Genomic DNA, 24,355 nt, shown 5'->3' on the forward strand with positions numbered 1-24,355 from the left:
GGAGGAGGGGCCGCCCGGCACGCGGACGGCCCCTCGGTTCACCGGCTCAGAACGCTTCGAAGCAGCCCGCGCCGAGCAGTCCCTTGAGCTCGCCCTGCAGCCCGTTCTCCGTGGACACGAAGTAGTCGCTGGACAGCGCCAGCCGCGTCACCCCGCGCGGTCCGCTGAGCTTCACGTGCACGGGGACGTCGCCGGTGTGCGCCCGCAGGGTGCGCTTGAGCTCCCCGACCAGGGACTTGTCCACTCGGCTGGCCGGAACCTTGATCACGAACGCGGGGCTGGTGCCGGGGTCGGTCTCGGCCGCGGAGATGTCGACCGGCAGCGCGTCGGAGGCGAAGACGCTGATCGCGCCCTCCCGCTCGTTGATGCGCCCCTTGACGGCGATGGCGGTGTCCTCCACCAGGCAGTCCGCGAACATCTCGTAGGACTTGGGGAAGAACAGCACTTCGACGCTGGCGTCGAGGTCTTCGAGGGTGACGATCGCCCAGGGGCTGCCGTTCTTGTTGATGCGCCGCTGGATTCCCGAGATCATCCCGGCGATCTTGCACTGGTCCTTGCCGTCCCCGGAGCTCTGCCGCTCACCGCCGACGAGGTGGGCGATGCCGGTGTCCTGGTACGGCGCGAGCAACCGCTCGGCCCCGTCCAGCGGGTGCGCGGAGACGTAGAGGCCGAGCATTTCCCGTTCGTAGGCGAGCAGTTGCTTGCGCGGCCACTCCTCGGGGGTGAACTGCAGGTGCGCCAGCGGCGAGGAGTCCTCGGAGGCCTCGTCGTCGGAACCGCCGCCGAACAGGTCGAACTGCCCGAGCGCCTCCTGCCGCTTGAGCCCGATCACCGCGTCGACGGCGGCTTCGTGGTGCTGCGACAGCGACATCCGGGTGTGCCCGAGCGAGTCGAACGCGCCTGCCTTGATCAGCGATTCGATGACCCGCTTGTTGCAGGCCACCGTCTCGGACTTGTCGAGGAAGTCGGTGAACGAGGTGTAGCGGCTCTTCTCCTCGCGGACCTTGCAGATGGAGGCGACGACGTTGGAGCCGACGTTGCGGATCGCGGTGAGCCCGAAGCGGATGTCGGAGCCGACGGCGGTGAAGTTGTTGCGGGAGTCGTTGACGTCCGGCGAGAGCACCTTCACGCCCATGCGGCGGCATTCGGCGAGGTACACGGCCATCTTGTCCTTGTTGTCACCGTTGGAGGTGAGCAGCCCCGCCATGTACTCGGCCGGGTAGTTCGCCTTCAGGTACGCCGTCCAGTAGGCCACGAGGGCGTAGCCGGCCGCGTGCGACTTGTTGAACGCGTACCCGGCGAACGGCAGGACCGTGGACCACAGCTTGTCGATGGCCTCGTCGCTGAACCCCATGCCGAGCATGCCGTCGCGGAAGCCCTCGAACTCCTGGTCCAGCACGGACTTCTTCTTCTTGCCCATGGCGCGGCGCAGGATGTCGGCTCGCCCGAGGCTGTACCCGGCGACCTTCTGCGCGATCGCCATGATCTGTTCCTGGTAGACGATCAGGCCGTAGGTCTCGGCGAGGATGTCCTTGAGCGGCTCTTCGAGTTCCGGGTGGATCGGTTCGACGGGCTTCTTGCCGTTCTTGCGGTCGGCGTAGTCGAGGTGCGCGTTGACCTCCATCGGGCCCGGCCGGTACAGCGCGTTGGCCGCCACCACGTCGCCGAACTCGGTGGGCTGCATGCGCTTGAGCAGTTCCCGCATGCCGCCGCCTTCGAGCTGGAACACGCCCAGGCTCTCGCCGCGCGCCAGCAGCTCGTAGGTGGCCTTGTCGTCGAGGCCGAGGGTGGAGAGGTCGATCTCCAGGTCGTGGTTGGTCTTCACCGATTCCAGGGCGTCGCCGAGGATCGTGAGGTTCGACAGCCCCAGGAAGTCCATCTTCAGCAAGCCGATGGCCTCGCACGACGGGTAGTCCCAGCCGGTGATCACGGAGCCGTCGTCGCGCTGCCACAGCGGGACGGTGCCCAGCAGGTCCTGGGAGGACAGGATGACCGCGCAGGCGTGCACGCCGGCGTTGCGGATCAGGCCTTCGAGGCCGCGCGCGGTGTCGAAGATCTGCGAGACGGCCTGGTCGGTCTCGATGAGGCTGCGCACTTCGGAGGCTTCGGCGTAGCGCTCGTGCTGCGGGTCGACGATGCCCGACAGCGGGATGTCCTTGGCGGCGATCGGCGGCGGCAGCGCCTTGGAGATCTTGTCCGCGATCGCGAAGCCCGGCTGGCCGTGGTGCACCCGCGCGGAGTCCTTGATCGCCGCCTTCGTCTTGATCTTGCCGAAGGTGATGACCTGGGCGACCTTGCCGCGACCGTACTTGTCGATGGCGTACTGCAGCACCTCGTCGCGGCGCCGGTCGTCGAAGTCGAGGTCGATGTCGGGCGGGGAGTCGCGCTCCGGGTTCAGGAACCGCTCGAAGATCAGCCCGTGTTCGAGGGGGTCCAGGTTCGTGATGTGCAGGATGTAGGCCAGCAGCGACCCCGCGGCCGAACCACGGCCCGGCCCGACGTGGATGCCCTGCGACTTCGCCCACCGGGTCACGTCACCGACGACGAGGAAGTACGCGCAGTAGCCCTTCTTGTCCAGCACGTCGAGTTCGACGTCGACCCGGTCCAGCACGTCCTGGCTGGGCCCGTCCGGGTAGCGGCTGGGCAGGAATTCCTCGACCTCGGCGCGCAGCTGCTCCAGCTCGGACTGGCCGCCTTCGACGGTGACGCGCGGCATCCGGTCCTGGAAGCTCCACACGTCCTCGTAGGACTCGACCATCTCCGCGACCAGCAGCGTGTTGTCCGCGGCGCCGGGGACCTCCTCGTCCCAGTACTGCCGCATCTCCTCGGCGGATTTGAGGTAGTAGCCGTCGCCGTCGAACTTGAACCGGCTGGAGTCGCTGAGCGTCTTGCCGGACTGCACGCACAGCAGCGCGCCGTGCGACTCGGCCTGGTCGGCGGTGACGTAGTGGCTGTCGTTGGTCGCCAGCGGCTTGAGGTTCAGCTCACCGGCGATCTTGAGCAGGTTCTCCCGCACCGAGCGTTCGATGGGCAGCCCGTGGTCCATCAGCTCGAGGAAGAAGTTCTCGGCGCCGAAGATGTCCTTGTAGTCGGAGGCGGCCTGCAGCGCTTCCTTGTACTGCCGCAGCCGCAGCCGGGTCTGCACCTCGCCGGACGGGCAGCCGGTGGTCGCGATGATCCCCTCGGAGAACTCGGCGATCAGCTCCCGGTCCATCCGCGGCTTGCGGTACTGGCCTTCCATGCTGGCGCGGCTGGAGAGCGTGAACAGGTTGCGCAGCCCGGTCGCGTTGCGCGCCACCATCGTCATGTGCGTGTAGGCGCCGGCGCCGGAGACGTCACCGCCCTCGCCGTACTCGTCGGTGCCGCGCTGCTTGGCCTCGCCCCAGAACACCGGCTTCTTGTGGTAGCGGCTGTTCGGCGCGATGTAGGCCTCGATGCCGATGATCGGCTTGATGCCGGTCTTCTTCGCCTGCTGGTAGAACTCGTCCGCGCCGAACATGTTGCCGTGGTCGGTCATGCCCACCGCGGGCATCTCCAGCCGCTTCGCCTCCTCGAACAGCGGGGCGACCTTCGCCGCACCGTCGAGCATCGAGTACTCGGTGTGCACGTGGAGATGAACGAAGGGATCGACGGGCACGGGGCATCCTCCTGCGCGATCGGCCGGAACGAGCGCGGACCGTTCGGCGGCGTCTCCTGGGCGCGGGCGCGCGAACCGGCCGGGGGAACCGGTCTCGGATCGCGGGTGCGCGACACCGGTCGAATCGACGGTGCGAGAACCACAGGGGACGGCCGCGGCGGTGCCGGACCGAGACAGCCTAACGCCACGGCGCGATCCACTCGGCGACCCTCCCTGGCGCGCCGCGGATCGGCTCCGGACGTGATCGATCCCGAATGCGACGAGCTCGGCGGACCGTGCTCGGGAAGTCCCGCGCCGAACTCTCCGCCCTTGCGGACGGTGATCGATCCGAGGGGGTAGCGTGGCTTGCCGTGGCTGCACCTGATCCCGTGGACGTCCGTCTGCTGACCGCCGTCGCCGAATCCGGCCGTGCGGCGGTGCACGAGCTCGCGGGACGGCTCGGCATGGACGTCCGGGACGTCGCCGCCCGGCTCGCGGTGTTATCCACGACCGGGCTGCCGATGGTGGTCGGCGTGGAGTGCGATCCGGTCGGCATCCGCAACGCCGTGGCCGCCGCGAACGCCTGGACCCAGGCCAACAGCGGTGGCTACCCGGTGTCCGGCCCGTACCCGGTGCAGAACCAGCCCAGCGGTGGCTACCAGGTGCACGGCGGCCCGAGCGGTTCCCACAGCGGCAGGCAGCAGGGCCCGGGTGGCGCTCCCAGCGGACCGCAGCCGTTCACCCCGGCCGGTCCGCCCCCGTCGTTCGGCCAGCAGGGCCAGCAGGCACCGCCGCCGCAACCGGCTCCGCAGCAGCCCGCGCCACCGATGAACACCTGGGGACCGCCGGGGTCGGCCTCGTGGGCGCGAGGGGACCAGCCGTCCGCGCCGCACACCGGTCAGCCCCAGTCCGCCGGCCAGGCCCAGTCCGGGCCTGCTTCCGGGCCGCAGCAGGCGAATCCGCAGCACCCGCAGGTGGCGAACGCGAACGCGCCCACCGCGAAGACCCCCGCGCCGGGCCGGCCCGCGTCGGCCCGCACCGGCAAGGTCGGGGGCAAGTTGGACGTGGACGGCCTGGAGGGCGAGCGGATCACCATCCAGCTCGTGGAGGTCGTCGATCCGGCCGATTTCCTGTTCACCGCCGCCGGCTACCAGCTGCAGGAGGGCGAGCGCGCGGTGGTCGTGCACACGGAGCTGACCAACCGCAGCCCGATGCCGTTCACCTCGCTGCCGGACCTGTACCTGGTCCTGGTGGCCGAGGACGGCTCCACGATCGGCAAGGCGCCGGTGTCGTTGTCCTCCCGGCCGCCGCACCGCATCGGCGTGCCGCCGGGCGAGACCGCGGGCGGCCACACCGTCTACGTGCTCCCGGACGAGACGGAACTCTCCGCGGTCCGCTGGACGCCGCGCCCCGGTGACGAGCAGCGCACCTTGACCTGGGACATCACCGACCTCTGACGGCTCTCCGCAGCGAGCGGGGCCGCCGGAGTTCCGCACCCCGGCTCCGCCGCGAGCCGTTTCCGGGTCGCCCCAGGGGCATCCCGCACGTGTTGTTCACTTCCGGTCTTTAGCGTCGGAGTCGCCCGGCAGCACTTCCGAGCCGACTCTGGGGATCGATCGTGTCCGACGCCGTCCTGGACCTCGTGCACGCCGCGATGGGGTCGCCGTGGATCTACCTGGCGCTCGTCGCGTTCGTCGCGCTCGACGCGGTGCTGCCGAGCGTTCCCGGCGAAGTGCTGGTGGTGACCTGCGGGGTGTTCGCGATGACCGGTACGCCGAACCTGGCCGGGGTGATCGCGGCGGGCGCGGCCGGCGGATTCGCCGGTGATCACCTCGCGTACCTGCTGGGCAGGCGCGCGGGCGGCGCGCTGCTGACCCGGCTGCCACCGGGATCGCGGCGCCGGAGGCCGTTCGAGTGGGCGCGGCGCGCGCTGGCCCGGCGCGGCGGCTCGATCCTGATCGTGTGCCGGTTCGTGCCGGGTTGCCGCACCGCGGCGGCGATGACCGCCGGGACGATCGGGATGCCGCTGCGCCTGTTCAGCGGCTGCGCGGCGCTCGGCGCCACCGCCTACTCGGCGTACTTCACGCTGGTCGGCTGCTTGGGCGGCGCGGTGTTCCGGGACCACCCGTTGCCCGCGGTGCTGCTGGGAATCGGTTCGGCCCTGGTGATCGCCGGTGTCGTCGAGCTGATCCGCCTCGTGCTGCGCAGGCGCTCAGCGCGGCGGGCCGAGCCGGAGCGCGTCCCCGTCGGCGTGGACTGAGCCGGTCACCGGCGGCGGCGCATCCAGCCGAGCGCACCACCGCGGTCCTGCGGTTCCTGGCGCTCCCGCCGCTGCAACGTGGGCCAGTCGCCCGCGTCACCGGCCGCGTCACCAGCGGGGTCGGCGCCGAGCACGGCGGGACCGGCGCGGCCGACGTCTTCGGCTGCGAGCAGTTCCGCCAGGCCCATCGCCCCCTGCTCGGCGGGCGCACGCTCGGCGTCCGGGCCCCGCACCTCGGATTCCGGCCCGGGGGTGGCACGGTGATCCGCGCGTTCGTCGGGCAGGCGCACCGGTCCCGTGGCCCGTTCCGATTCCACGGGACCGGAGCCTTCGGTCAGCAGCGACCCGCTCCAGGACATGCCCATCGGCGGTGTCGGCGTCTCGTCGGCGAACTCCCGACGCTGATCACCTTGGGTCATCGCCCCTCCCCCATGATCCCGGGTGTTTCCCCCAAACTACGCGATCCCGCCCGCTGCCCGGCGAAGTCGATCAGCGGGCGTTACGCGTCCTGCGCGCGCAGGGTGTCGATCGCGTCCTGCAGGTCCGCGGGGTATTCACTGGTGAACGTCACCCAGCTGCCGTCGGCGGGGTGGTCGAAGCCGAGCATCCGCGCGTGCAGCCACTGCCGGGTCAGGCCCAGCTTGCGCGCGAGCACCGGGTCCGCGCCGTAGGTCAGGTCCCCGGCGCAGGGGTGGCGCACCGCCGAGAAGTGCACCCGGATCTGGTGGGTGCGCCCGGTCTCCAGCTTCACGTCCACCAGCGACGCGGCGCGGAACGCCTCCACCGTCTCGTAGTGGGTGATGCTGGGCTTGCCGCCGCTGACCACGGCGAACTTGTAGTCGTGCCGGGGGTGCCGGTCGATCGGCGCGTCGATGGTGCCGCTGCTCGGATCGGGATGTCCCTGCACGAGCGCGTGGTAGCGCTTCTCCACGGTGCGTTCCTTGAAGGCCCGCTTGAGCACCGTGTAGGCGTGCTCGCTCTTGGACACGACCATGACGCCGGTGGTGCCCGCGTCGAGCCGGTGCACCACGCCTTGCCGCTCGGCCGCGCCGGAGGTCGCGATCCGGACCCCGGCGGCGGCGAGCCCCCCGATCACCGTCGGCCCTTCCCAGCCGGGGCTGGGGTGCACGGCGACGCCGATCGGCTTGTCCACGACGACGATGTCGTCGTCCTGGTGGAGGATCTTCAGGCCGTCCACCGGAACGGCGACGACCTCGGGTTCCGGCCGGGCCGGGGGCAGCGTGACCTCCAGCAGCCCGCCCGCCATGAGTCGATCGGACTTGCCGACCTGGGCGCCGTCGAGCAGCACTTCCCCGGATTCGGCGAGTCCGGCGACCGTGCTCCGCGACATCCCGAGCAGCTTCGCCAGGCCCGCGTCGACCCTCATGCCTTCCAACCCGTCCGGAACGGGGAGCATCCGCGATTCGCTCACGCCTGGTCCTCGCGCTTCTTGCGCACGTGCACGGTGCCGTCGTAGTCCCGGCCGAGCAGCGACATGAGGACCACGAGGATTCCGCCGCACACGATGGAGGAGTCGGCGACGTTGAACACCGGCCACACGCTGCCGTCCGGCGCGAACAGCGACACGAAGTCCACGACGTGCCCGCGCAGCGGCCCCGGAGCCCGGAACAACCGGTCCACCAGGTTGCCGCAGGCGCCGCCGAGCACCAGTCCGAGGCCGATGGCCCAGCCGGTGGAGCGCAGCTTCGGCGCCAGCCACACGATCACTCCGACGACCACGATCGCCAGCAGCGCCAGCAGCCAGGTCATCCCGGTCGCCAGCGAGAACGCCGCCCCCGGGTTGCGCACCAGCACGAGGTAGACCGCGCCGCCGAACAGCTTCGTCGGCGGCTGGTTCTCCAGCGCCGCGACCGCGGCGACCTTCGTGAGCACGTCCGCGGTGAGCAGCACCGCGGCGACGCCGAACAGCAGCGCGAGCAGCTTGCGCGGCTGCGGCGAGCGCACCGCGGTGTCCCCGGTCGCCGGCTCGGCCTGCTCCGCGGCGTCCTGCTCACCGGGGGGCTGCTGGCCCGAGGACTGCGTCGGTCCCGACGCGGCGGATCCCGGCTCGGAGGCGTCCGCTCCGCTCGTGGCGGGGTTCGTTCCGGGCCGGTCGGGGTCGGACTGCTCGGTGTTCACCCGGCCCATTCTCCCCGACCGCGGATCGGCCGCTCACAGCGGCTCACACCAGCGAGGCAGGGAACTCCCGCGGGTCGTCCACCGGGGCCCACCGCCCGTCGACCTGCTCGTAGCGCCACTGCGGCCCGTAGGCCACGAGTCCGCGCAGGGCTCGCACGATGCGGTCCACGTGCTCGACGGTGGTGCCGAGCCCGAGGCTGATGCGGACGGCGCGCTGCTCACCGGAACCGGCCAGCAGGTGCCGCACCGCGCGGTGCGCGCAGAACAGCCCGTCCCGCACCCCGATCCCGTGCTCGGCCGCCAGGGCCGCCGCGATCAGGCCGGGGTCGTGACCGTCGACGATGAAGCCGACCACGCCGACCCGGTCGTGCTCGGCGCCGAACAGGCTCAGCTCGCGCAGCCCCGGCACGCCGCGAAGTCCGCGGCGCAGGCGCTGCAGCAGCAGTTCCTCGTGCCCGGTGATCGCGTCCGCGTGGTCGGCGAGCGCGGCGCACGCCGTGGCGAGCGCGTGCACGCCCACGGTGTTCGGCGAGCCCGCCTCGTGCCGTTCGGGACCGGTGTTCCAGTCGATCTCCCCGGTGTCCGGCACCGAGCGGGTCGCGCCGCCGCCCGCCAGGTAGGGCTCGGCGGCGTCCAGCCAGTCGTCCCGGCCGATGAGCGCGCCCGCGCCGAACGGCGCGTACAGCTTGTGCCCGGACAGCACCACGTGGTCCACGCCGAGTTCCGCGATCCGCACCGGGCGGTGCGGGGCGAGCTGGGCGGCGTCGAGGACGGTCCGCGCCCCGTGCCGCCGGGCGACCCGCGCGAGCTCGGCGACCGGCCACACCTCGCCGGTCACGTTGGAGGCACCGGTGAGCACGGCGAGCTTCGGCCCGTCGGCGCAGTCGGCGAGCGCGGCGTCGAGCAGCCGCACCGCGTCCTGCGGGTCGGCGGGGATGCCGAGCGTGCGCACCCGGTCCCCTGCCCACGGCAGCAGCGCGGCGTGGTGCTCGGTGTCGAAGACGACGACGGAGGTGTCGGCGGGCAGCGCCGTCGCCAGCAGGTTCAGCGAGTCGGTGGTGTTCCGGGTGAAGATCACCGAGTCGGTGCGGCGGGCGCCGACGAACCGGCGCAGCACGTCCCGCGCCCCCTCGTAGACCCGCGTGCAGACCTGCGAGGCGAACCCGGCGCCGCGGTGCACGCTGGCGTACCAGGGCAGCAGTTCGTTCACGGCGTCGCGCACCGCGGTCAGGCAGGGCGCGCTGGCACCGTGGTCCAGGTTGGCGTATTCGATGGATCCGCCGGTGACGAGCGGGACCCGCAGCTGGGCGCCGACGACGGCGGGAACGGTCGGAACCGAGTCCACGATGGACCAGATCGGGATTCCGGCGGTCTCGTCACGGCTGGAGCGGACGGCTGACGACACGATGCCTCCTGGGGCCTCACCGGGCCCGGAGCATTCGGGGCCCGCGCTTGCCGATCGCCCTGCGCGATCGGCCAGGTCCTCACCCGGGGCACCCCACCGCGGTAGGAGGGTTGCCGGCCAGCAAACCGGGGTTTCCCGCTGGCACTCATGACCTTCGACGCGAAACTCTAAGGATCGGTCGTGCGACGCGCAACCGTCCTGCGCGAAGTGGGATCCGCGCCACGCCCGATCCGGACGGGCTCCCCTTTGTCGGAGGGGAACCCGCCCGGAACCGTTTCGCTCAGACCCGTTCGACGCCGACCGAGACGGCGACGCCGTCACCGACGCTGCCCGCGAAGCCGCCGTCGGCCGCACCGGCTTCGACGGCGTCCGCCAGCGTCTCCGCGGCGATGAACTCCCGGTGCGCGTCGACGGCCGCCAGCACCTCCGCCGGGGCGGAGACGGCGACGCGGATCCGGTCGGAGACCTCGAAGCCGGCGTCCCGGCGCGCCTGCTGCACGACGCGGACCACGTCGCGCGCGACGCCTTCGGCCGCCAAATCCGGGGTGACCGCGCAGTCCAGCACGACCAGCCCGCTGCCGCCCGGCAGCGCCGCCGCGGCCCCGTCGTCGGTGGACACCAGGCGTTCGGTGAACTCGCCGTCCTGCAGCTCCGTCCCGTCGGCCACCAGCGCGCCCGCCGGGGTGCGGGTCCAGTTCCCGGACTTCACCGCCTTGATCACGCGCTGGACGTCCTTGCCGAGGCGAGGCCCGGCGGCGCGGGCGTTCACCGCGATCTCGAACCGGCCGTGCGCGGCCACGTCGGTGGTCAGCTCGACCTCCTTGACGTTGACCTCGTCGCGCACGAGGTCGGCGAACGGCCGCAGCGACTCCGCCTCCGGCACCGCCACGACGAGCTTCGCCAGCGGCAGCCGCACCCGCAGCGTGTTCGCCTTGCGCAGCGCCAGCGCCGACGAGCACACCTGCCGCACCCGATCCATCGCCGAGACCAGCGCCGGGTCGGCGGGCAGTTCGTCGACCAGCGGCCAGTCCGCGAGGTGCACCGACCGGCCGCCGGTGAGCCCGCGCCACACGGCTTCCGCGGTCAGCGGCAGCAGCGGCGCCACGACCCGGCTGACCACTTCGAGCACGGTGTGCAGCGTGTCCACCGCGTCGGCGTCACCCGCCCAGAACCGGTCGCGGGAGCGCCGCACGTACCAGTTCGTCAGCACCTCCAGGAAGTCCCGGACGCTGCCGCAGGCACCCGCCAGGTCGAAGGCGTCCATCGCGGCCTGCACGTCGCCGACGAGCTCGTGGGTCTTGGCCAGCACGTAGCGGTCCAGCACGTGCGTGCTGTCCGTGCGGTGCCTGCCCTCGACGCCTTCGGCGTTCGCGTACAGCGCCAGGAAGTACCACGAGTTCCACAGCGGCAGCACCGCTTGGCGCACCGCGTCCCGGATGCCGCGTTCGGTGACCACCAGGTCACCGCCGCGCAGGATCGGGCTGGACATCAGGAACCAGCGCATCGCGTCGGAGCCGTCCCGGTCGAACACCTCGTTAACGTCCGGGTAGTTGCGCTTCGACTTCGACATCTTCATGCCGTCGTCGCCGAGCACGATGCCGTGCGCGGCCACGTTGGAGAACGCCGGGCGGTCGAACAACGCCGTGGCCAGCACGTGCAACGTGTAGAACCAGCCGCGGGTCTGCCCGTTGTACTCGACGATGAAGTCGCCCGGGTAGTGGTGCTCGAACCACTCGGCGTTCTCGAACGGGTAGTGCACCTGGGCGAACGGCATCGCACCGGATTCGAACCAGCAGTCCAGCACCTCCGGCACCCGGCGCATCGTGGACGCGCCCGACGGGTCGTCCGGGTTCGGCCGGGTCAGCTCGTCGATGTTCGGCCGGTGCAGGTCCGCCGGCCGCACCCCGAAGTCGCGCTCCAGCTCGTCCAGCGAGCCGTACACGTCGGTGCGCGGGAACGCCGGGTCGTCGGAGACCCACACGGGAAGCGGCGAGCCCCAGTACCGGTTCCGCGAGATGTTCCAGTCCCTCGCGTTGGACAACCACTTGCCGAACTGGCCGTCCTGGATGTGCGAGGGAACCCAGTTGATCTGCTGGTTGAGCTCGACCATGCGGTCCCGGAACTGGGTCACGCCCACGAACCAGGAGGACACGGCGCGCTGGATCAGCGCGTTGTCGCAGCGCCAGCAGTGCGGGTAGGGGTGGTCGTAAGTCTCGTGCCGCAGCAGCAGTCCGGCTTCCTTGAGGTCCCGGATGATCGGCTTGTTCGCCTCGAACACCTGCAGGCCCTCGTAGGGCGCCACTTCGGAGGTGAACTTGCCGTGCGCGTCGACCGGGACGACCGGCTCGATGCCGTGCGCGTCGGTGACGAGCTTGTCGTCCTCACCGAAGGCGGGCGCGATGTGCACGATGCCGGTGCCGTCCTCGGTGGTGACGTAGTCCGCCGCCAGCACCTGGTGGGCGTTGGTGTGCCCCGCGAAGAAGTCGAACGGCGGCCGGTAGGTCGTGCCCAGCAGCTCGGTGCCGGTGAACCGGGCGACCACCCGGTCCGCCACGTCCTCGCCCAGTTCCCGCGCGTACGCGCCCAGCCGGGCCTCGGCGAGCACGTAGCGCTCGGCGCCCTGCCCCGGCTCGACCAGCACGTAGTCCACGTCCGGGTGCACGGCGGCCGCCAGGTTCGACGGCAGCGTCCACGGGGTCGTCGTCCACACCAGCGCCAGCGCATCGTCGAACGCCTTGCCCGGCGCGGCGAGGCGCAGGCCCACGGTCACCGCGGGGTCCTGGCGCTGCCGGTAGGTGTCGTCCATCCGCGTCTCGGTGTTCGACAGCGGCGTCTCGCAGCGCCAGCAGTACCAGAGCACCCGGAAGCCCTCGTAGATCAGACCCTTGTCCCACAGGGTCTTGAACGCCCACATGACGCTTTCCATGTAGTCGAGGTCGAGCGTCTTGTAGTCGTTGTCGAAGTCCACCCAGCGCGCCTGGCGGGTGACGTAGTCCTCCCACTCGCCGGTGTAGCGCAGCACGGAGGCGCGGCAGGCGTCGTTGAACTCGGCGACGCCCATCGTCTCGATCTCGGACTTGGACGTGATGCCGAGCTGCTTCTCGGCTTCGACCTCGGCGGGCAGCCCGTGGCAGTCCCAGCCGAACCGGCGCTCCACCCGGCGGCCGCGCATCGTCTGGTAGCGCGGCACCGCGTCCTTCACGTACCCGGTGAGCAGGTGCCCGTAGTGCGGCAGGCCGTTGGCGAAGGGCGGGCCGTCGTAGAAGACGAATTCGTTGGAGCCGTGCGTCCCGGCTTCCCGCGACCGCACGCTCTCCTGGAACGTCCCGTCCTGGGACCAGAAGTCCAGCACTTCCCGCTCGACCTGCGGGAACGACGGTTGCGCGGCGACGCCACGTTCTGGGGCCGGGCGCTCCTGATCCGGGCGCTCCTGGGCAGTGCCCTCGGCGGACGTGCCGCCGAAGCGGACCTTCGGATAAGCCATCGCGGGTGTACTCCTCGCCGGTGTGTCGTCATCAGCCGCACGGACATCTGACTCGATGCCCACACGGGGACGACACGGCGCGCGACCGACCGGCCGCCCGCGTCCCGCGGTACCACCCCGCTTGCCGCCGCTGGTCGCGGCGGCCACTCGTTGCCGGCTGTGACGGGCCGAACCCGTCCGGTTCTACTGGGGCGGCCGCGAGGCGCGGTGCACCCGTTCTTCCGGAAGCTCCCCGGTGATGGCCGGATCAACGCCGAATGCGGGCCGGTCGCTCCCCGGCGACCAGCCCGCATTCAGCATAACCATCCGATGCCACCTGTTTTCCGCGACCACCGGTAACGGCCCTCGGTTCGAGATCAGGCGCCCAGGGCCCTGGGCAGCTGCTCGACGTTCGGGCCGATCTCAGCGCGCGGCGCGCGCCTGACCCGCCAGCACCGCGTCCGGGGTGCATCGGGCGCACGCGGTGAAGCCCAGTTCCCTGGCTTCACGCACCGGCAAGCCCTGCACTTCCAGGTCGCCGAGCCACTGACAGCTCGACAGGTGGTAGCGGGGGCGTTCGTCGACCACCACGACCTCGTCGTCGGATTCGGACACCAGCAGCGCGTCCGCCGCGTCGGTGTCCTCCTCGTCCGGCTCGTCGTGCTCGGCGGTGTCGTCGTCGGCCTGCGCCGTCGAGTCCTGCCCCGCCTCGCTCTCGGTCGCGGGCTCCGGCGACGACGAGCTCGCTTCCCGTCGCCGCCGAATCCGCTGCACCACGAGCAACGCCGCGGCCAGCACGCTGAGCAGCACCGACAACCACGCCCATTCGGGCTGGTCGATCAGCACCGACGTCACCAGCACGCCACCGGCCGCCAGGACCAGGATCAGCACTACCAACAACACGCCGAAATCTCCTTCACCGCACCGTTCGGGGACCCCCTTGTCCCCTCCGCAGCCCGCCACCCGCGGCACCCCTGCCGCAGGGCGGTTCGAGGCCGGCGGATCCGGTCACCGACCGCTAGCCGGCTTCGGCGGCACGTGCTCCGAAGCTGTAGGTGTTCTGCTGGCTCGCCGAACGGCTGCCGCTCTCGGCGGGTGCCGCCGATCCGCGGTCCTGCAGCTCACGCAGCTGCGACTCCAGGTAGGTCTGCAACCTGGTGCGGTACTCGCGCTCGAACGTGCGCAAGGTGTCGATCTTCTTCTCCAGCGCGTTCTTCTCCTGAGTGATGTTGCCCATCACCTCGGCGTGCTTGCGCTGCGCGTCGCGTTCCAGACCGGCGGCCTTCTCCCGGGCCTGCCGCTCCAGCGTCTCGGCCCGGGTCCGGGCGTCGTTGAGCATCGTCTCGGCCCGGGTGCGGGCCTCGTTGACCATGCTGTCGGACTTCGACCGGGCGTCCGAGAGCAACTGCTCGGACTTGGTGCGGGCCTCGGAGAGCATGCCGTCGGCCTCGGCCTTGGCTTCGCCGGTGAGCCGGTCGGCCATCTCCTGGGCGAGCCCCAGGACCTTGGCCGCCTGCACGTGGTGATCACCCCCCGGCGAGGTCTGCTCGGCCGCGGTGGGGGCCGGGACCGGCGCGAGCCGGCGCGGTTCCTCCACCGGAGCGGGGGCGGCGGGAACCGCGGACGCCTGACTGCGGGCGTCGTCGAGGTCGACCTGCGCGGTCTGCAGCTGGTTCTCCAGCTGCTCCATCTGGCTGCGCAGATCGTTGTTCTCCTCCACCAACCGAGCGAGCTCGGCTTCAACCAGGTCGAGGAACGCGTCCACCTCGTCCTCGTTGTAACCGCGCTTCCCAATCGGCGGTTTACTGAACGCGACGTTATGCACGTCGGCGGGGGTCAGGCCCACAAGATCACCTCACGCACTCTTCGGCTGCGGGTCACCCGGGTTCCCCGTTACCCGGACTGCGCCCATAGTTTCAACAGCAGCTGCATCAGTATGAACACAACCAGCAGCAGCACCATAATGGATAGGTCCAGCCCTACACCGCCGATCCGGACCGTCGGGATCACCCGACGCAGCAGCCGGATCGGCGGGTCGGTCACTGTGTAGATGCTCTCCAACGCGATTGCAACCCCTCCAGCGGGGCGCCAGTCGCGGGCGAACACCCGGACGAGCTCGATCACGATACGGGCCGTGAGCAGCAGCCAGAAGAAGAAGACCGCGTAATAAAGGACGATCAGCGCCAGTTCCACAGCTCAACTCTGCCACCGGTCAGCCGTAGTTGAAAAAGGCACCCTCGGCCAAGCGGCGCTTGTCCTCGGCTGCGACGTCCACGTTGGGCGGTGAGAGCAAGAACACCCGGTTGGTCACCTTCTCGATCGAACCGCGCATCGCGAAGGCCAGACCTGCGGCGAAGTCGACCAGACGCTTCGCGTCCGCTTCGTCCATCTCCGTCAGGTTCATGATCACCGGAGTGCCGTCCCGGTACTGCTCCCCGATCGTGCGGGCCTCGCTGTAGCTGCGAGGATGCAGAGTTGTGATCTTGCTCAAGTTGAAGTGGCTGCCGGTGTCGGTGACCGCGCGCAGCCGGGAGACGGACTCCCGCTCGGCGGCGGTCCGCGCCGCGGTCTCCGGCGACCACTGCCTGCGCGGCGGTTTGACCTCGCGGTACTCCTCGCCGCGGTGGCCGGTGTCCCGGCGCGGCGCGTCCCGGCTGCCGTGGTCGTCGAAGCCCTCGTCGGCCTCGGCCTCGTCCTGGTAGCCACCGCGCACCCCGACACGCCGACGTCCACCGACGCGGTCCGCGGGCGAGTCGTACTCGTCGGCGTCCCCGTAGCGGTCGATGTCGTCGTCGAACTCGTCGACTTCGTCGGCAGGCACCATGCCGAAGTAGGCCTTCAGCTTGTGCATCGTGCTCATCGGCGTGCCCTTCTTCCGCGACTCCTTCGAGCCGAGCGCGGTTCGACCGGCTTTCGACCCTCCGCCCAGGCTACGGCGAGATTAGCCGTCGCCCTCCCAGCAGCGCCGTTCCGACACGCACCCGAGTGGAGCCGTGCGCCACAGCACTCTCCAGATCACCGCTCATTCCCGCTGAGATCTCCCCAGCCTCGGGGAAGTCACGACGCAGCTGCGTAGCGATCAAGGAAAGTGTGTTGAACGCCACGCCCGACTGGGTGGACTGCGGCGCCACCGCCATCACTCCACGCAACCGGAGTTCACTCGTCGTCGTGATGGCCTCCGCGAGCGGCAGCACCTCGCCCGCCGCGCAGCCGCCCCGGCCCGCCGCCTCGTCCAGGTTCACCTGAACGAGAACTTCGAGCGGGCGTGTCCGCTCCCCCGCTTCGAGGGCGTTGCGGACGGCTCCGGACAGCGCTTCCACCAGCCGCGGGCTGTCCACCGACTCCACGACGTCGGCCCAGCGGGCCACCGACCGCGCCTTGTTCCGCTGCAGCTGCCCGACCATGTGCCAGCGAGCTCCCGCGTCCGGGCGCAGCTCGTCGAACTCGGCGACCTTCGGCCGCGCCTCCTGCTCGCGGTTCTCCGCGAACGAGGTGAGCCCCAGATCGGCCAGCAGCGCCACGTCCCGCGCAGGGAAGGTCTTTGTGACCGCCAGCAACTCGACGTCCTCCGCCGGCCGCCCGGCGGCCGCACAGGCCGCGTCGAGGCGCTGGCGCACCTCGCTCAGCGACTCGGCCAGTTCCGCGCGGCGGCGGTCGTCCTCGCTCACGACTCCTCCTCCGGTTCCGCCCACACCACTGCCGCGAACCTGCCCGTGCGGGGCCCGTCGCGACGGTGGCTGAACAGCTCGCGGGTCTCAATGGTGCACCGCGGATCAACCCCGATCTTCGCGATGCCCGCACCTGCCAGCTGCTCCCAGAGCCCGGCGCGCAGGTCCAGCCCCGGAGTGCCTTTGCGGGTGCGGCAAGCGCTGCCCGGCAGGTACTCCTCGACGTCGTCGCGCATCGCGGCGGGGACCTCGTAGCACCGGCCGCACGCGGCGGGCCCGAGCAGCGCCTCGATGTCGTCGAGCCGGGCGCCCGCTTCCCGCATGGTCTTCAGCGCTTCCACGAGCACGCCCACCCGCGCGCCGACGCGTCCCGCGTGCACCGCGGCCACGACCCCGGTCACCGGATCGCCCAGCAGCACAGGCACGCAGTCCGCGGTCAGCGCCGCCAGCGCGAGCCGGGGCCGGGCGGTCACCAGCGCGTCGGTGGCCTCCACCGGCTCCGGCTGCGGCCCGTCGACGAGCGCGGCGCTCTTGCCGTGGATCTGCTCCATCCAGACGAGCCGGTCCGGTCCCAGGCCGATCCCGTCGGCGAGCTTGCGCTCGTTGGCGGCCAGCGCGGCGGGATCGTCACCGACCCGGCCGCCGAGGTTGAACGAGTCGAACGGCGGTGCCGAGCTGCCGCCTTCCCGCGTGGTGATCACGCGCCGGATCCGCACTCTGTCACTCCCGATCTCGAGGGTTCGTCGCCGACTGGCGAAGTGCCGCCGTGCGGCGTGCTCCGCGCCGGAGCCGCGCACATGAATGGGCACCGGGACGATGTCGTCCCGGTGCCCATTCTCGCCTACGCGTGCGGGCGATCAGCGCCGCATGAACGGAGGAATGTCCACGTCGTCGTCGTTGTCGTCGGCGACCGGCATCGGGCGGGACGGCAGCTGGCCGCTCATGCCCTGGGTGCCGGTGTGCGACGGGTAGCCGCCGCTGGACCGGGTCGGCACCGACACGCCGGGCGTGCCGCCTTCGCCGTAGCCCTGGCGCGGCTCGTAGCTCTGCTGCTGGCCGTACTGCTCCCGCGGCTCGGGCTGCGGGGCCGGTGCGGGCGGCGGAGCCTGTTCCGCGGCGGGCTGGGCCGGCTGCGGAGCGGGTGCCGGGGGCGGTTCCGGAGCGGGTTCGCTGGTGCTGTCGACGACCTGGCCTTCGGTGACCTGCCCGGCTTCGCCACCGGCGACGGTGTCGCGCCCGCCGACCTTGGTCGGCTCGAGCTTCTTGTGCGTGGGGGCGCCCGCGTCGAATCCGGCGGCGATCACGGTGACCCGCACTTCGTCGCCGAGCGAGTCGTCGATCACCGTACCGAAGATGATGTTGGCTTCGGGGTGCGCGGATTCCTGCACCAGCGAGGCCGATTCGTTGATCTCGAACAGGCCGAGGTCGGAACCGCCCGCTATGGCCAGCAGGACGCCGTGCGCGCCTTCCATCGAGGCTTCCAGCAGCGGCGAGTTGATCGCCTTCTGCGCGGCCTGCACGGCTCTGCCCTCCCCGCGCGCGGAGCCGATGCCCATCAAGGCGCTGCCCGCCCCGGACATGACGCTCTTGACGTCGGCGAAGTCGAGGTTGATCAGACCCGGCGTGGTGATCAGGTCGGTGATGCCCTGCACACCGGACAGCAGCACCTCGTCCGCGGAGCGGAAGGCGTCCATCAGGCTGACCCCGATGTCGCCGAGCTGCAGCAGCCGGTCGTTCGGGATCACGATGAGCGTGTCGCAGCAGTCGCGGAGTTCCTTGATCCCCTGCTCGGCCTGGTTGGCCCGGCGCTTGCCCTCGAACGAGAACGGCCGGGTGACCACGCCGATGGTCAGCGCGCCGAGCTTGCGCGCGACGTCGGCGATCACGGGGGCGCCACCGGTGCCGGTGCCGCCGCCTTCGCCTGCGGTCACGAACACCATGTCGGCGCCCTTGAGGACCTCTTCGATCTCTTCCTTGTGGTCCTCGGCGGCCTTGTGCCCGACCTCGGGGGCGGCGCCTGCGCCGAGCCCGCGGGTCAGCTCCCGGCCGATGTCCAGTTTTACGTCGGCATCGGACATGAGCAGGGCCTGGGCGTCGGTGTTCACCGCGATGAACTCGACGCCCTTGAGCCCGACCTCGATCATGCGGTTCACGGCGTTGACACCGCCGCCGCCGATGCCGACGACCTTGATCACCGCTAGATAGTTGTGCGGGGGCGTCATCGGGTCCGCCTTCCTGATCGTGGCTGAGCGCTCTGCGTTGCTCGGACCGCCGCGGGTGCGGTCACCGTGGGAACCGGACAGGTGTCCGGAGCCGGCACGGGCACCGGCCGTTGCCGGGATGTTCCCGTGCGAGCACAAGATCGAAACGCGGTCAACCCCGTACCCGGTGCGGACCGTAGGCTTGCCCGCGCCACCGCGTCCAGCAGCCACGCCGGGAGTTCTCCCAGGTGTGTCATGCCACCCACGTCGCAGATCCGCCTCGACCGTCGTTCTCGCCTGCGCGGTGATCCACGTCCGCGATCACCACCGTTCACCGTACCGCGCGCCCGGGCACGCCGGGCGGCCCACTCGAAAACAATGGCGAGGAAATCCCGACGGCGGTTGTCCGGATTCGCCGCCAGCATCGGTCGAGCAGGTGGAGGGCCGATGAGGGAGCACGACGATGAATCAGCCGCTGCGCGGGAAGATCGCGCTGGTCGCAGGTGCTACGCGAGGTGCGGGACGGGGGATCGCGGTGGAGCTCGGCGCCGCGGGCGCCACGGTGTACGGGTCGGGCCGCACGACGCGCGAGCAGCGTTCCGAGTACGACCGGCCGGAGTCCATTGAGGACACGGCCGAGCTGGTCACGGCCGCGGGCGGCGAGGGGATCGCGGTCCGGGCGGACCACGCGGCGCCCGCGGACGTCGAGGAGCTGGTGGCTCGGATCGAGCGGGAGCAGGGGCGGCTCGATCTGCTGGTCAACGATCTCGGTGGGGAGAACCTGACCGACTGGAACAAGCCGGTGTGGGAGCACTCGCTGGACATCGGCCTGCGGCGGTTGCGGGTGGGCATCGAGGCGCACCTGATCACCAGCCACTTCGCGCTGCGGTTGTTGTCCCGGACGCCGGGTGGGCTGGTGGTGGAGCTCACCGACGGCACCTCGGAGTACAACGAGCGCTACCGCGGGGAGCTGGGCGCGTTCTTCGATGTGACCAAGATCGCCGCGAGCAGGATGGCGTTCGGGCTCGCGGAGGAACTGCGCCCGCACGGGAGCACGGCGGTCGCGGTCACGCCGGGCTGGTTGCGCTCGGAGATGATGCTGGAGCTGTTCGGCGTCACCGAGCAGAACTGGCGGGAGGCCACCGAACCGCACTTCGGCATCTCGGAGACGCCGCGCTTCGTCGGCCGGGGCGTCGCGGCGATGGCGGCTGATCCGGAGGTGTCGCGCTGGGCGGGCCGGACGCTGTCGAGCATCGAGCTGGCGCGGTTCTACGACTTCACCGACGTGGACGGTTCGCGGCCGGACTCGTGGCGCTACATCACCGAGGTCGTGGAAGCGGGTCTGCCGGAGGACGTCACCGGGTACCGCTGATCCGCCGCGTAGAGCTCGGCGAGGGCGGCGGCCGACCGGGCCATCCGCTCGCGCAGCGGTTCGGGCGCGAGCACGCGGACTTCCGGCCCGAGCCCGAGCAGCTGCTCGTGGGCGACGTCGAGGGATTCGACGGGCAGGGTCGTGGTCACCCACCCCTGCTCGTCGGGTTCGGCCGCCGCGGCGCGGGCGTCGGCGGCCGACGGGTGCCCGACGTGGACGTGCAGCGCGCGCAGTCCGGCGGGGCTGATCCGCACCGCGATCTCGTCCCGCAGCAGGGCGCGGGCGAATTCGGCGCCGCGGCGCGCCCAGAACTCGGGCAGCGCGAAGCTCTCGTCCCGGTGGAACGGTTCGGCGAGCTCGACCTGCCGGAACCGGTCGGCGCGGTAGACGCGGAAGTCGCCGCCGGTGCGACCGGCGAGGTACCAGACGCCCGCTTTGAGCACGAGGCCGTGCGGTTCGATCTCGCGGTGCACGTCGTGCTCGCCGCGCCGGTAGACGGCCCGCAGCGCGCGGTCCTGCCACACGGCGTCGGCGAGCTCCGCCAGCAGCGGCGGGGCCGCCGCATCCCGGAACCAGCCGGGCGCGTCCAGGTGGAAGCGGCCGGAGACGCGGTCGGGCACGTCCCGGTGGCCGGGCGCGAGCGCGGCGGAGATCTTGCGGCGGGCGCTGGAGACGGCGTCGGTGAGCCCCATGTCGGCGGCGGGCCCGGGAATCCCGGCCAGCAGCAGCGCTTCCGCTTCGGCGCGGTGCAGGCCGGTGAGCCGGGTGCGGTAGCCGCCGAGCAGCCGGTAGCCGCCGTGGCGGCCGCGTTCGGCGTGGATCGGCACGCCCGCTTCGGAGAGCGCGAGCACGTCCCTGACGACGGTGCGTTCGGTGACCTCCAGCTCCGCGGCGAGCGCGGGCCCGGTCATGGTGCCCCTGGACTGCAGCAGCAGCACCAGTGAGATCAGCCTCGCCGCCCGCATCGCGCTCCCCTCCCCGCCCGTCGCCGCAACGCTACGGCGAACCCCCGACAGCGCCGCCGGGAGAAGGGATCACTTCAGCCCGGTGGTCTTGAGCGAGTCGATCAGCTTGCGCTGGCCGAACAGGAACACCAGCACGGTGGGGACGGCGGCGACCAGCGCGGCGGCGATCACGTAGTGCTGCTTCGAGGCGTACTGCCCTTGCAGCGAGGCGATGCCGACCTGGACCACGCGCAGCGACTCGTCCTGGGCGACCACGAGCGGCCACAGGAACGAGTTCCAGTTGGTGAGGAAGAACAGCACCGCCAGCGCGGCCAGCATCGGCCTGCTCAGCGGCAGCACCACGTGCCAGTAGGTCCGCCAGTGGCCGCAGCCGTCGAGCTGAGCGGCGTCCTCCAGTTCGCGCGGCACCCCGAGGTAGAACTGCCGCAGCAGGAAGATGCCGAAGGCGTTGAACACGCCGGGCACGATGAGCCCCGCGTAGGTGTCGACCATGCCGAGGGTGCGCACGACGAGGAACAGCGGCACCAGGATGACCGGCAGCGAGATCAGCAGCGTCGCGATGATGGTGGCGAACGCGATGCCGCGACCGCGGAAGTGCATCCGGGCCAGGGCGTACGCGGCCATCGAGTGCAGCAGCAGCGCGACCGCGGTCACTGCGGCGGAGACGAACGCGCTGTTGGCGAGGTAGCGCAGGAACGGCACCTCGGTCAGCACGTAGCGCACGTTGTCGAGGGTGAGCGAGCTCGGCCACGTCGCGGAGTACAGCTCGGATTCCGGCCGGAACGCGGCCAGCAGCAGCCACAGCAGCGGGGCGACGGTCAGCAGCGCCACCAGGTAGGCGAGCAGGGCCTTGCCGCGCACGCGGCTACGCATCGAACCGGCCTCCTCGGGTCGCGGCGAACAGCAGGCCGGTGACGGTGCCCAGCAGCAGCACCAGCAGCGCGCAGATCGCCGCCGCGTAGCCGAACCGGCCGAACTGGAACGCCTGCTGGTAGGCGTAGTAGACGATGGTGGAGGTCGCGTTCGCGGGACCACCGGAGGTGGTCACGAAGACGAGGTCGAACGCCTGGAGCCCGGTGACGGCGTTGACCATCGAGGTGACGAGCACGAAGAAGCTGGTGGGCCGCAGCATCGGCCAGGTCACGTGCCGGAATCGGTGCCACGCGCCGGCGCCGTCCACGGTGGCCGCGTCGTAGAGGTCGCCGGGGATGTCGTTGAGGCCGCCGAGGAAGATGAGCATCTGGTAGCCCATCAGGAACCACACGCTGATCAGCACCAGCGTGACCAGCGCCAGGTCCGGGTCGCCCAGCCAGGAGACGCCGCCGAGCCCGAACGCCGCGCCGATGCGGTTGACCAGCCCGGTCTTGTCGGTGAGCAGGAACTGCCAGAGCAGTCCGACGACGACGAGGCTCACCGCGTTCGGCAGGAACAGCGCGGCGCGCACCGCGCCGACGCCGGGGAAGTGGTCGCGCACCAGCAGCGCCAGGCCGAGTCCGCACGCGAACACCAGCGGCACGAACAGGATCGTGTAGAGCGCGGTGACGCCGAAGCTCTGCCACAGCAGGCCGTCGCCGGCCATCAGCCGGAAGTTGCTGAGCCCGGCCCATTCCACGTTGCCGAAACCGTCCACTTCGAACAGGCCGACGACCAGCGCCAGCACCGTCGGGACGGCGACGAACACCAGCAGTCCCAGCCCGTCGGGTGCCAGGAAGCCCAGTGCCGCGCGGCCTTCGGCGCGTCGAGCGCTCATTGGATCGCCGCCCCGTCGTAGCCGTCGAGGAACGCGTCGATCTGCTCGGCGGCGCTCGCCGCGGCGGCACCGGGGTCGGCGCCGTCGAGCTGGGAGGCCTGCAGCGCGTCGGAGATCGCCCGGTACACCTCGGGCGGGTAGCGGGGTTCCGGGCGCGCGTCGGTCATGACCTGGTCGGCGAAGACCTGCATCGGCCCGTCGCTGAACGCGCCGTGCTCTTCGGCGGCGCGGCGCACCGAGCGGCGCGGCGGGATGCCGGTCTTGGCTTCGGTGTTCCACTGGCGCATCCGCTCCACGCAGGCCGGATCGGTGGACCCGAGCGCCCAGGCGACGAATTCGGCCGCGGCTTCCGGGTTGGCGCCCTTCGCGTTGGCGACCATGGCCCAGCTGCCCAGCGCGGTGGTGGACGTGGCGCCGGGCGGCGCGGGCATGGGGGTCACGCCGTAGCGGAAGCCGGGGGCTTGTTCGGCGATCTCGGCGATGCCCCAGATGCCGAGCTGCTGCATCGCGCAGTAGCCCTGGGCGAGGTTGGAGATCGAGTCGTTGCCGCCTTCGCCCTGCACCCGGCGGGGTGCGCTGCCCGCGCCCACCGCGTCCTGCCACAGCCGCAGCGCGCGCCGGGTCGCGGGCGAGTCGAACGCGCTGCGGTGCTGGTCGGGGGTGAGGACTTCGCCACCCGCCATCCACAGCCAGGGGTACCAGGTGAAGTTCTGGTAGTAGCCGGGGTTGGTCTCGAACAGCATCCCGAACCGGTCGGGGGTGGTGAGGCGGTCGGCGAGACCCAGCAGGTCGTCCCAGGTCGTCGGCAGGTCGCCTTCGGACAGCCCGGCGCGTTCGAAGGCGTCCTCGGCGTAGAACAGCGCGAGCGGCTCGATCTCCATCGGCAGCCCGTACACCCGGTCGTCGACGAGGCGGGTGGCGAGCACTTCGGGCAGGAAGTCCTCGCGCACGCCGGGTTCCAGGTGCGGGGTGAGGTCGGCGAGCGCGCCGCCGTTGTAGTAGCGCAGGAAGTCGCCGGGGCTGAGCAGGAACACGTCCGGCCCGGCGCCCGCGCTGAACGAGGTCTGCAGGGTGGGACCCGCCTTGTAGTCCTTGTTCGGCACGTAGCGCAGCCGGACCTGCACCTCGTGGGTGGCGTTCCAGTCCGCGGCGAGCTTGATGATCCAGTCGTTCTGGCTCTTGGTCTGCCCGCCGGGTCCGTAGAAGTTCCACAGGCTGATCTCGTGCGGGTTCCGCGCGGGTGCGCACCCGGCGGCACCGGCGAGCAGCACCGCTCCCGCGCCGCACAACGCGGTCCGTCGGCTGATCGCGGCGTCGGCCATCACAACCCCCAGAAAACGATTTCTGAAACCTATTCCGGGGTTGGATCATCGTCAATGCGCCATTCAGGGCTGCCCGTCGCGGCGCCGATCAGGACCGAATTCGACCTGATCGCGAATGCGAGGCTCCTTTCGGAGCAATCCGCTCATGTCCTAGGAGGACTCGCGGCCGGCGAATGCGCTCACCTCGGCCGAAT

Annotated in this window: 20 protein-coding genes and 1 riboswitch; of the genes, 3 read left to right on the forward strand and 17 right to left on the reverse strand. The window is 71.1% G+C overall.

Annotation, left to right across the window (positions count from 1 at the left end):
- Positions 1 to 46 precede the first annotated feature (46 nt).
- Entirely contained in the window at positions 47 to 3,637 is a 3,591-nt protein-coding gene (gene dnaE, locus ACWD38_RS03825) for a DNA polymerase III subunit alpha (protein ID WP_184481321.1), read from the reverse strand.
- A gap of 350 nt (positions 3,638 to 3,987) precedes the next feature.
- On the opposite strand from dnaE, the gene ACWD38_RS03830 reads away from it, so the two are divergent.
- Together ACWD38_RS03830 and ACWD38_RS03835 are read left to right on the forward strand one after the other, a co-directional pair.
- Entirely contained in the window at positions 3,988 to 5,073 is a 1,086-nt protein-coding gene (locus ACWD38_RS03830) for an AsnC family protein (RefSeq protein WP_450123297.1), read from the forward strand.
- A gap of 161 nt (positions 5,074 to 5,234) precedes the next feature.
- Entirely contained in the window at positions 5,235 to 5,876 is a 642-nt protein-coding gene (locus ACWD38_RS03835) for a DedA family protein (RefSeq protein WP_450123298.1), read from the forward strand.
- Between the two features lie 5 nt (positions 5,877 to 5,881).
- Here the strand turns inward: ACWD38_RS03835 and ACWD38_RS03840 are convergent, their stop codons facing one another.
- The 12 genes from ACWD38_RS03840 to ftsZ all read right to left on the reverse strand — a co-directional run bounded on the left by ACWD38_RS03840 (position 5,882) and on the right by ftsZ (position 18,773).
- Positions 5,882 to 6,295 carry a hypothetical protein gene (locus ACWD38_RS03840; RefSeq protein WP_184481327.1) on the reverse strand — a complete coding sequence of 138 codons (414 nt, stop codon included), beginning with the start codon at positions 6,293 to 6,295 and terminating at the stop codon, positions 5,882 to 5,884.
- An 80-nt stretch (positions 6,296 to 6,375) separates the two neighbouring features.
- Positions 6,376 to 7,293, reverse strand: a complete 918-nt coding sequence (locus tag ACWD38_RS03845) for an RluA family pseudouridine synthase (RefSeq protein ID WP_184485610.1) — start codon at positions 7,291 to 7,293, stop codon at positions 6,376 to 6,378.
- Positions 7,294 to 7,304: 11 nt separating this feature from the next.
- Positions 7,305 to 8,015, reverse strand: a complete 711-nt coding sequence (lspA, locus tag ACWD38_RS03850) for a signal peptidase II (protein ID WP_450123299.1) — start codon at positions 8,013 to 8,015, stop codon at positions 7,305 to 7,307.
- 43 nt (positions 8,016 to 8,058) lie between these two features.
- On the reverse strand, positions 8,059 to 9,420 hold the full coding sequence (locus tag ACWD38_RS03855) for an aminotransferase class V-fold PLP-dependent enzyme (protein ID WP_184481331.1): 1,362 nt from the start codon (positions 9,418 to 9,420) through the stop codon (positions 8,059 to 8,061).
- Positions 9,421 to 9,458: 38 nt separating this feature from the next.
- Positions 9,459 to 9,573, reverse strand: a riboswitch (SAM riboswitch).
- 127 nt (positions 9,574 to 9,700) lie between these two features.
- On the reverse strand, positions 9,701 to 12,904 hold the full coding sequence (gene ileS, locus ACWD38_RS03860) for an isoleucine--tRNA ligase (RefSeq protein WP_450123300.1): 3,204 nt from the start codon (positions 12,902 to 12,904) through the stop codon (positions 9,701 to 9,703).
- A gap of 402 nt (positions 12,905 to 13,306) precedes the next feature.
- Positions 13,307 to 13,786 carry a hypothetical protein gene (locus tag ACWD38_RS03865; RefSeq protein WP_184481335.1) on the reverse strand — a complete coding sequence of 160 codons (480 nt, stop codon included), beginning with the start codon at positions 13,784 to 13,786 and terminating at the stop codon, positions 13,307 to 13,309.
- 115 nt (positions 13,787 to 13,901) lie between these two features.
- A complete protein-coding gene (gene wag31, locus ACWD38_RS03870) occupies positions 13,902 to 14,729 on the reverse strand; it encodes a DivIVA-like cell division protein Wag31 (protein WP_184481337.1) in 828 nt (275 codons plus the stop codon).
- Between the two features lie 47 nt (positions 14,730 to 14,776).
- Positions 14,777 to 15,076 (reverse strand): YggT family protein, encoded by a 300-nt coding sequence (locus ACWD38_RS03875; RefSeq protein WP_184481339.1) that lies wholly within the window; start codon positions 15,074 to 15,076, stop codon positions 14,777 to 14,779.
- A 19-nt stretch (positions 15,077 to 15,095) separates the two neighbouring features.
- Positions 15,096 to 15,743 carry a cell division protein SepF gene (locus ACWD38_RS03880; RefSeq protein ID WP_184481341.1) on the reverse strand — a complete coding sequence of 216 codons (648 nt, stop codon included), beginning with the start codon at positions 15,741 to 15,743 and terminating at the stop codon, positions 15,096 to 15,098.
- A 70-nt stretch (positions 15,744 to 15,813) separates the two neighbouring features.
- Positions 15,814 to 16,551, reverse strand: a complete 738-nt coding sequence (locus ACWD38_RS03885; protein WP_450123301.1) for a YggS family pyridoxal phosphate-dependent enzyme — start codon at positions 16,549 to 16,551, stop codon at positions 15,814 to 15,816.
- Positions 16,548 to 17,267, reverse strand: a complete 720-nt coding sequence (gene pgeF, locus ACWD38_RS03890) for a peptidoglycan editing factor PgeF (protein ID WP_450123302.1) — start codon at positions 17,265 to 17,267, stop codon at positions 16,548 to 16,550. Before pgeF ends, ACWD38_RS03885 begins: the two co-directional genes overlap by 4 nt.
- 141 nt (positions 17,268 to 17,408) lie before the next feature.
- On the reverse strand, positions 17,409 to 18,773 hold the full coding sequence (ftsZ, locus tag ACWD38_RS03895; protein ID WP_184481347.1) for a cell division protein FtsZ: 1,365 nt from the start codon (positions 18,771 to 18,773) through the stop codon (positions 17,409 to 17,411).
- A 442-nt stretch (positions 18,774 to 19,215) separates the two neighbouring features.
- On the opposite strand from ftsZ, the gene ACWD38_RS03900 reads away from it, so the two are divergent.
- Positions 19,216 to 20,124 (forward strand): SDR family oxidoreductase, encoded by a 909-nt coding sequence (locus ACWD38_RS03900; protein WP_450123303.1) that lies wholly within the window; start codon positions 19,216 to 19,218, stop codon positions 20,122 to 20,124.
- Here ACWD38_RS03900 and ACWD38_RS03905 read toward each other — a convergent pair.
- The 4 genes from ACWD38_RS03905 to ACWD38_RS03920 all read right to left on the reverse strand — a co-directional run bounded on the left by ACWD38_RS03905 (position 20,067) and on the right by ACWD38_RS03920 (position 24,161).
- Positions 20,067 to 21,089: a helix-turn-helix transcriptional regulator gene (locus ACWD38_RS03905; RefSeq protein WP_450123304.1), complete on the reverse strand. Its 1,023-nt coding sequence runs from the start codon at positions 21,087 to 21,089 to the stop codon at positions 20,067 to 20,069. The genes ACWD38_RS03900 and ACWD38_RS03905 overlap by 58 nt on opposite strands.
- 69 nt (positions 21,090 to 21,158) lie before the next feature.
- On the reverse strand, positions 21,159 to 21,962 hold the full coding sequence (locus tag ACWD38_RS03910) for a carbohydrate ABC transporter permease (protein ID WP_184481353.1): 804 nt from the start codon (positions 21,960 to 21,962) through the stop codon (positions 21,159 to 21,161).
- The gene (locus ACWD38_RS03915; RefSeq protein ID WP_184481354.1) at positions 21,955 to 22,839 is read right to left on the reverse strand and encodes a carbohydrate ABC transporter permease; all 885 of its coding nucleotides are present in this window, start codon (positions 22,837 to 22,839) and stop codon (positions 21,955 to 21,957) included. The genes ACWD38_RS03910 and ACWD38_RS03915 overlap by 8 nt, the downstream gene beginning before the upstream one ends.
- Entirely contained in the window at positions 22,836 to 24,161 is a 1,326-nt protein-coding gene (locus ACWD38_RS03920) for an ABC transporter substrate-binding protein (RefSeq protein ID WP_450123305.1), read from the reverse strand. The genes ACWD38_RS03915 and ACWD38_RS03920 overlap by 4 nt, the downstream gene beginning before the upstream one ends.
- Positions 24,162 to 24,355: the final 194 nt, after the last annotated feature.

This window comes from Saccharopolyspora sp. NPDC002578 (assembly GCF_053592695.1).

Excerpts from the sequence above, each read along its gene's own strand:
- ACWD38_RS03840 (WP_184481327.1), bottom strand. The coding sequence starts at position 6,295 with ATGACCCAAGGTGATCAGCGTCGGGAGTTCGCCGACGAGACGCCGACA.
- ACWD38_RS03845 (WP_184485610.1), bottom strand. The coding sequence starts at position 7,293 with ATGCTCCCCGTTCCGGACGGGTTGGAAGGCATGAGGGTCGACGCGGGC.
- ileS (WP_450123300.1), bottom strand. The coding sequence starts at position 12,904 with ATGGCTTATCCGAAGGTCCGCTTCGGCGGCACGTCCGCCGAGGGCACT.
- ACWD38_RS03880 (WP_184481341.1), bottom strand. The coding sequence starts at position 15,743 with ATGAGCACGATGCACAAGCTGAAGGCCTACTTCGGCATGGTGCCTGCC.
- ftsZ (WP_184481347.1), bottom strand. The coding sequence starts at position 18,773 with ATGACGCCCCCGCACAACTATCTAGCGGTGATCAAGGTCGTCGGCATC.
- ACWD38_RS03900 (WP_450123303.1), top strand. The coding sequence starts at position 19,216 with ATGAATCAGCCGCTGCGCGGGAAGATCGCGCTGGTCGCAGGTGCTACG.
- ACWD38_RS03905 (WP_450123304.1), bottom strand. The coding sequence starts at position 21,089 with ATGCGGGCGGCGAGGCTGATCTCACTGGTGCTGCTGCTGCAGTCCAGG.
- ACWD38_RS03910 (WP_184481353.1), bottom strand. The coding sequence starts at position 21,962 with ATGCGTAGCCGCGTGCGCGGCAAGGCCCTGCTCGCCTACCTGGTGGCG.
- ACWD38_RS03915 (WP_184481354.1), bottom strand. The coding sequence starts at position 22,839 with ATGAGCGCTCGACGCGCCGAAGGCCGCGCGGCACTGGGCTTCCTGGCA.
- ACWD38_RS03920 (WP_450123305.1), bottom strand. The coding sequence starts at position 24,161 with ATGGCCGACGCCGCGATCAGCCGACGGACCGCGTTGTGCGGCGCGGGA.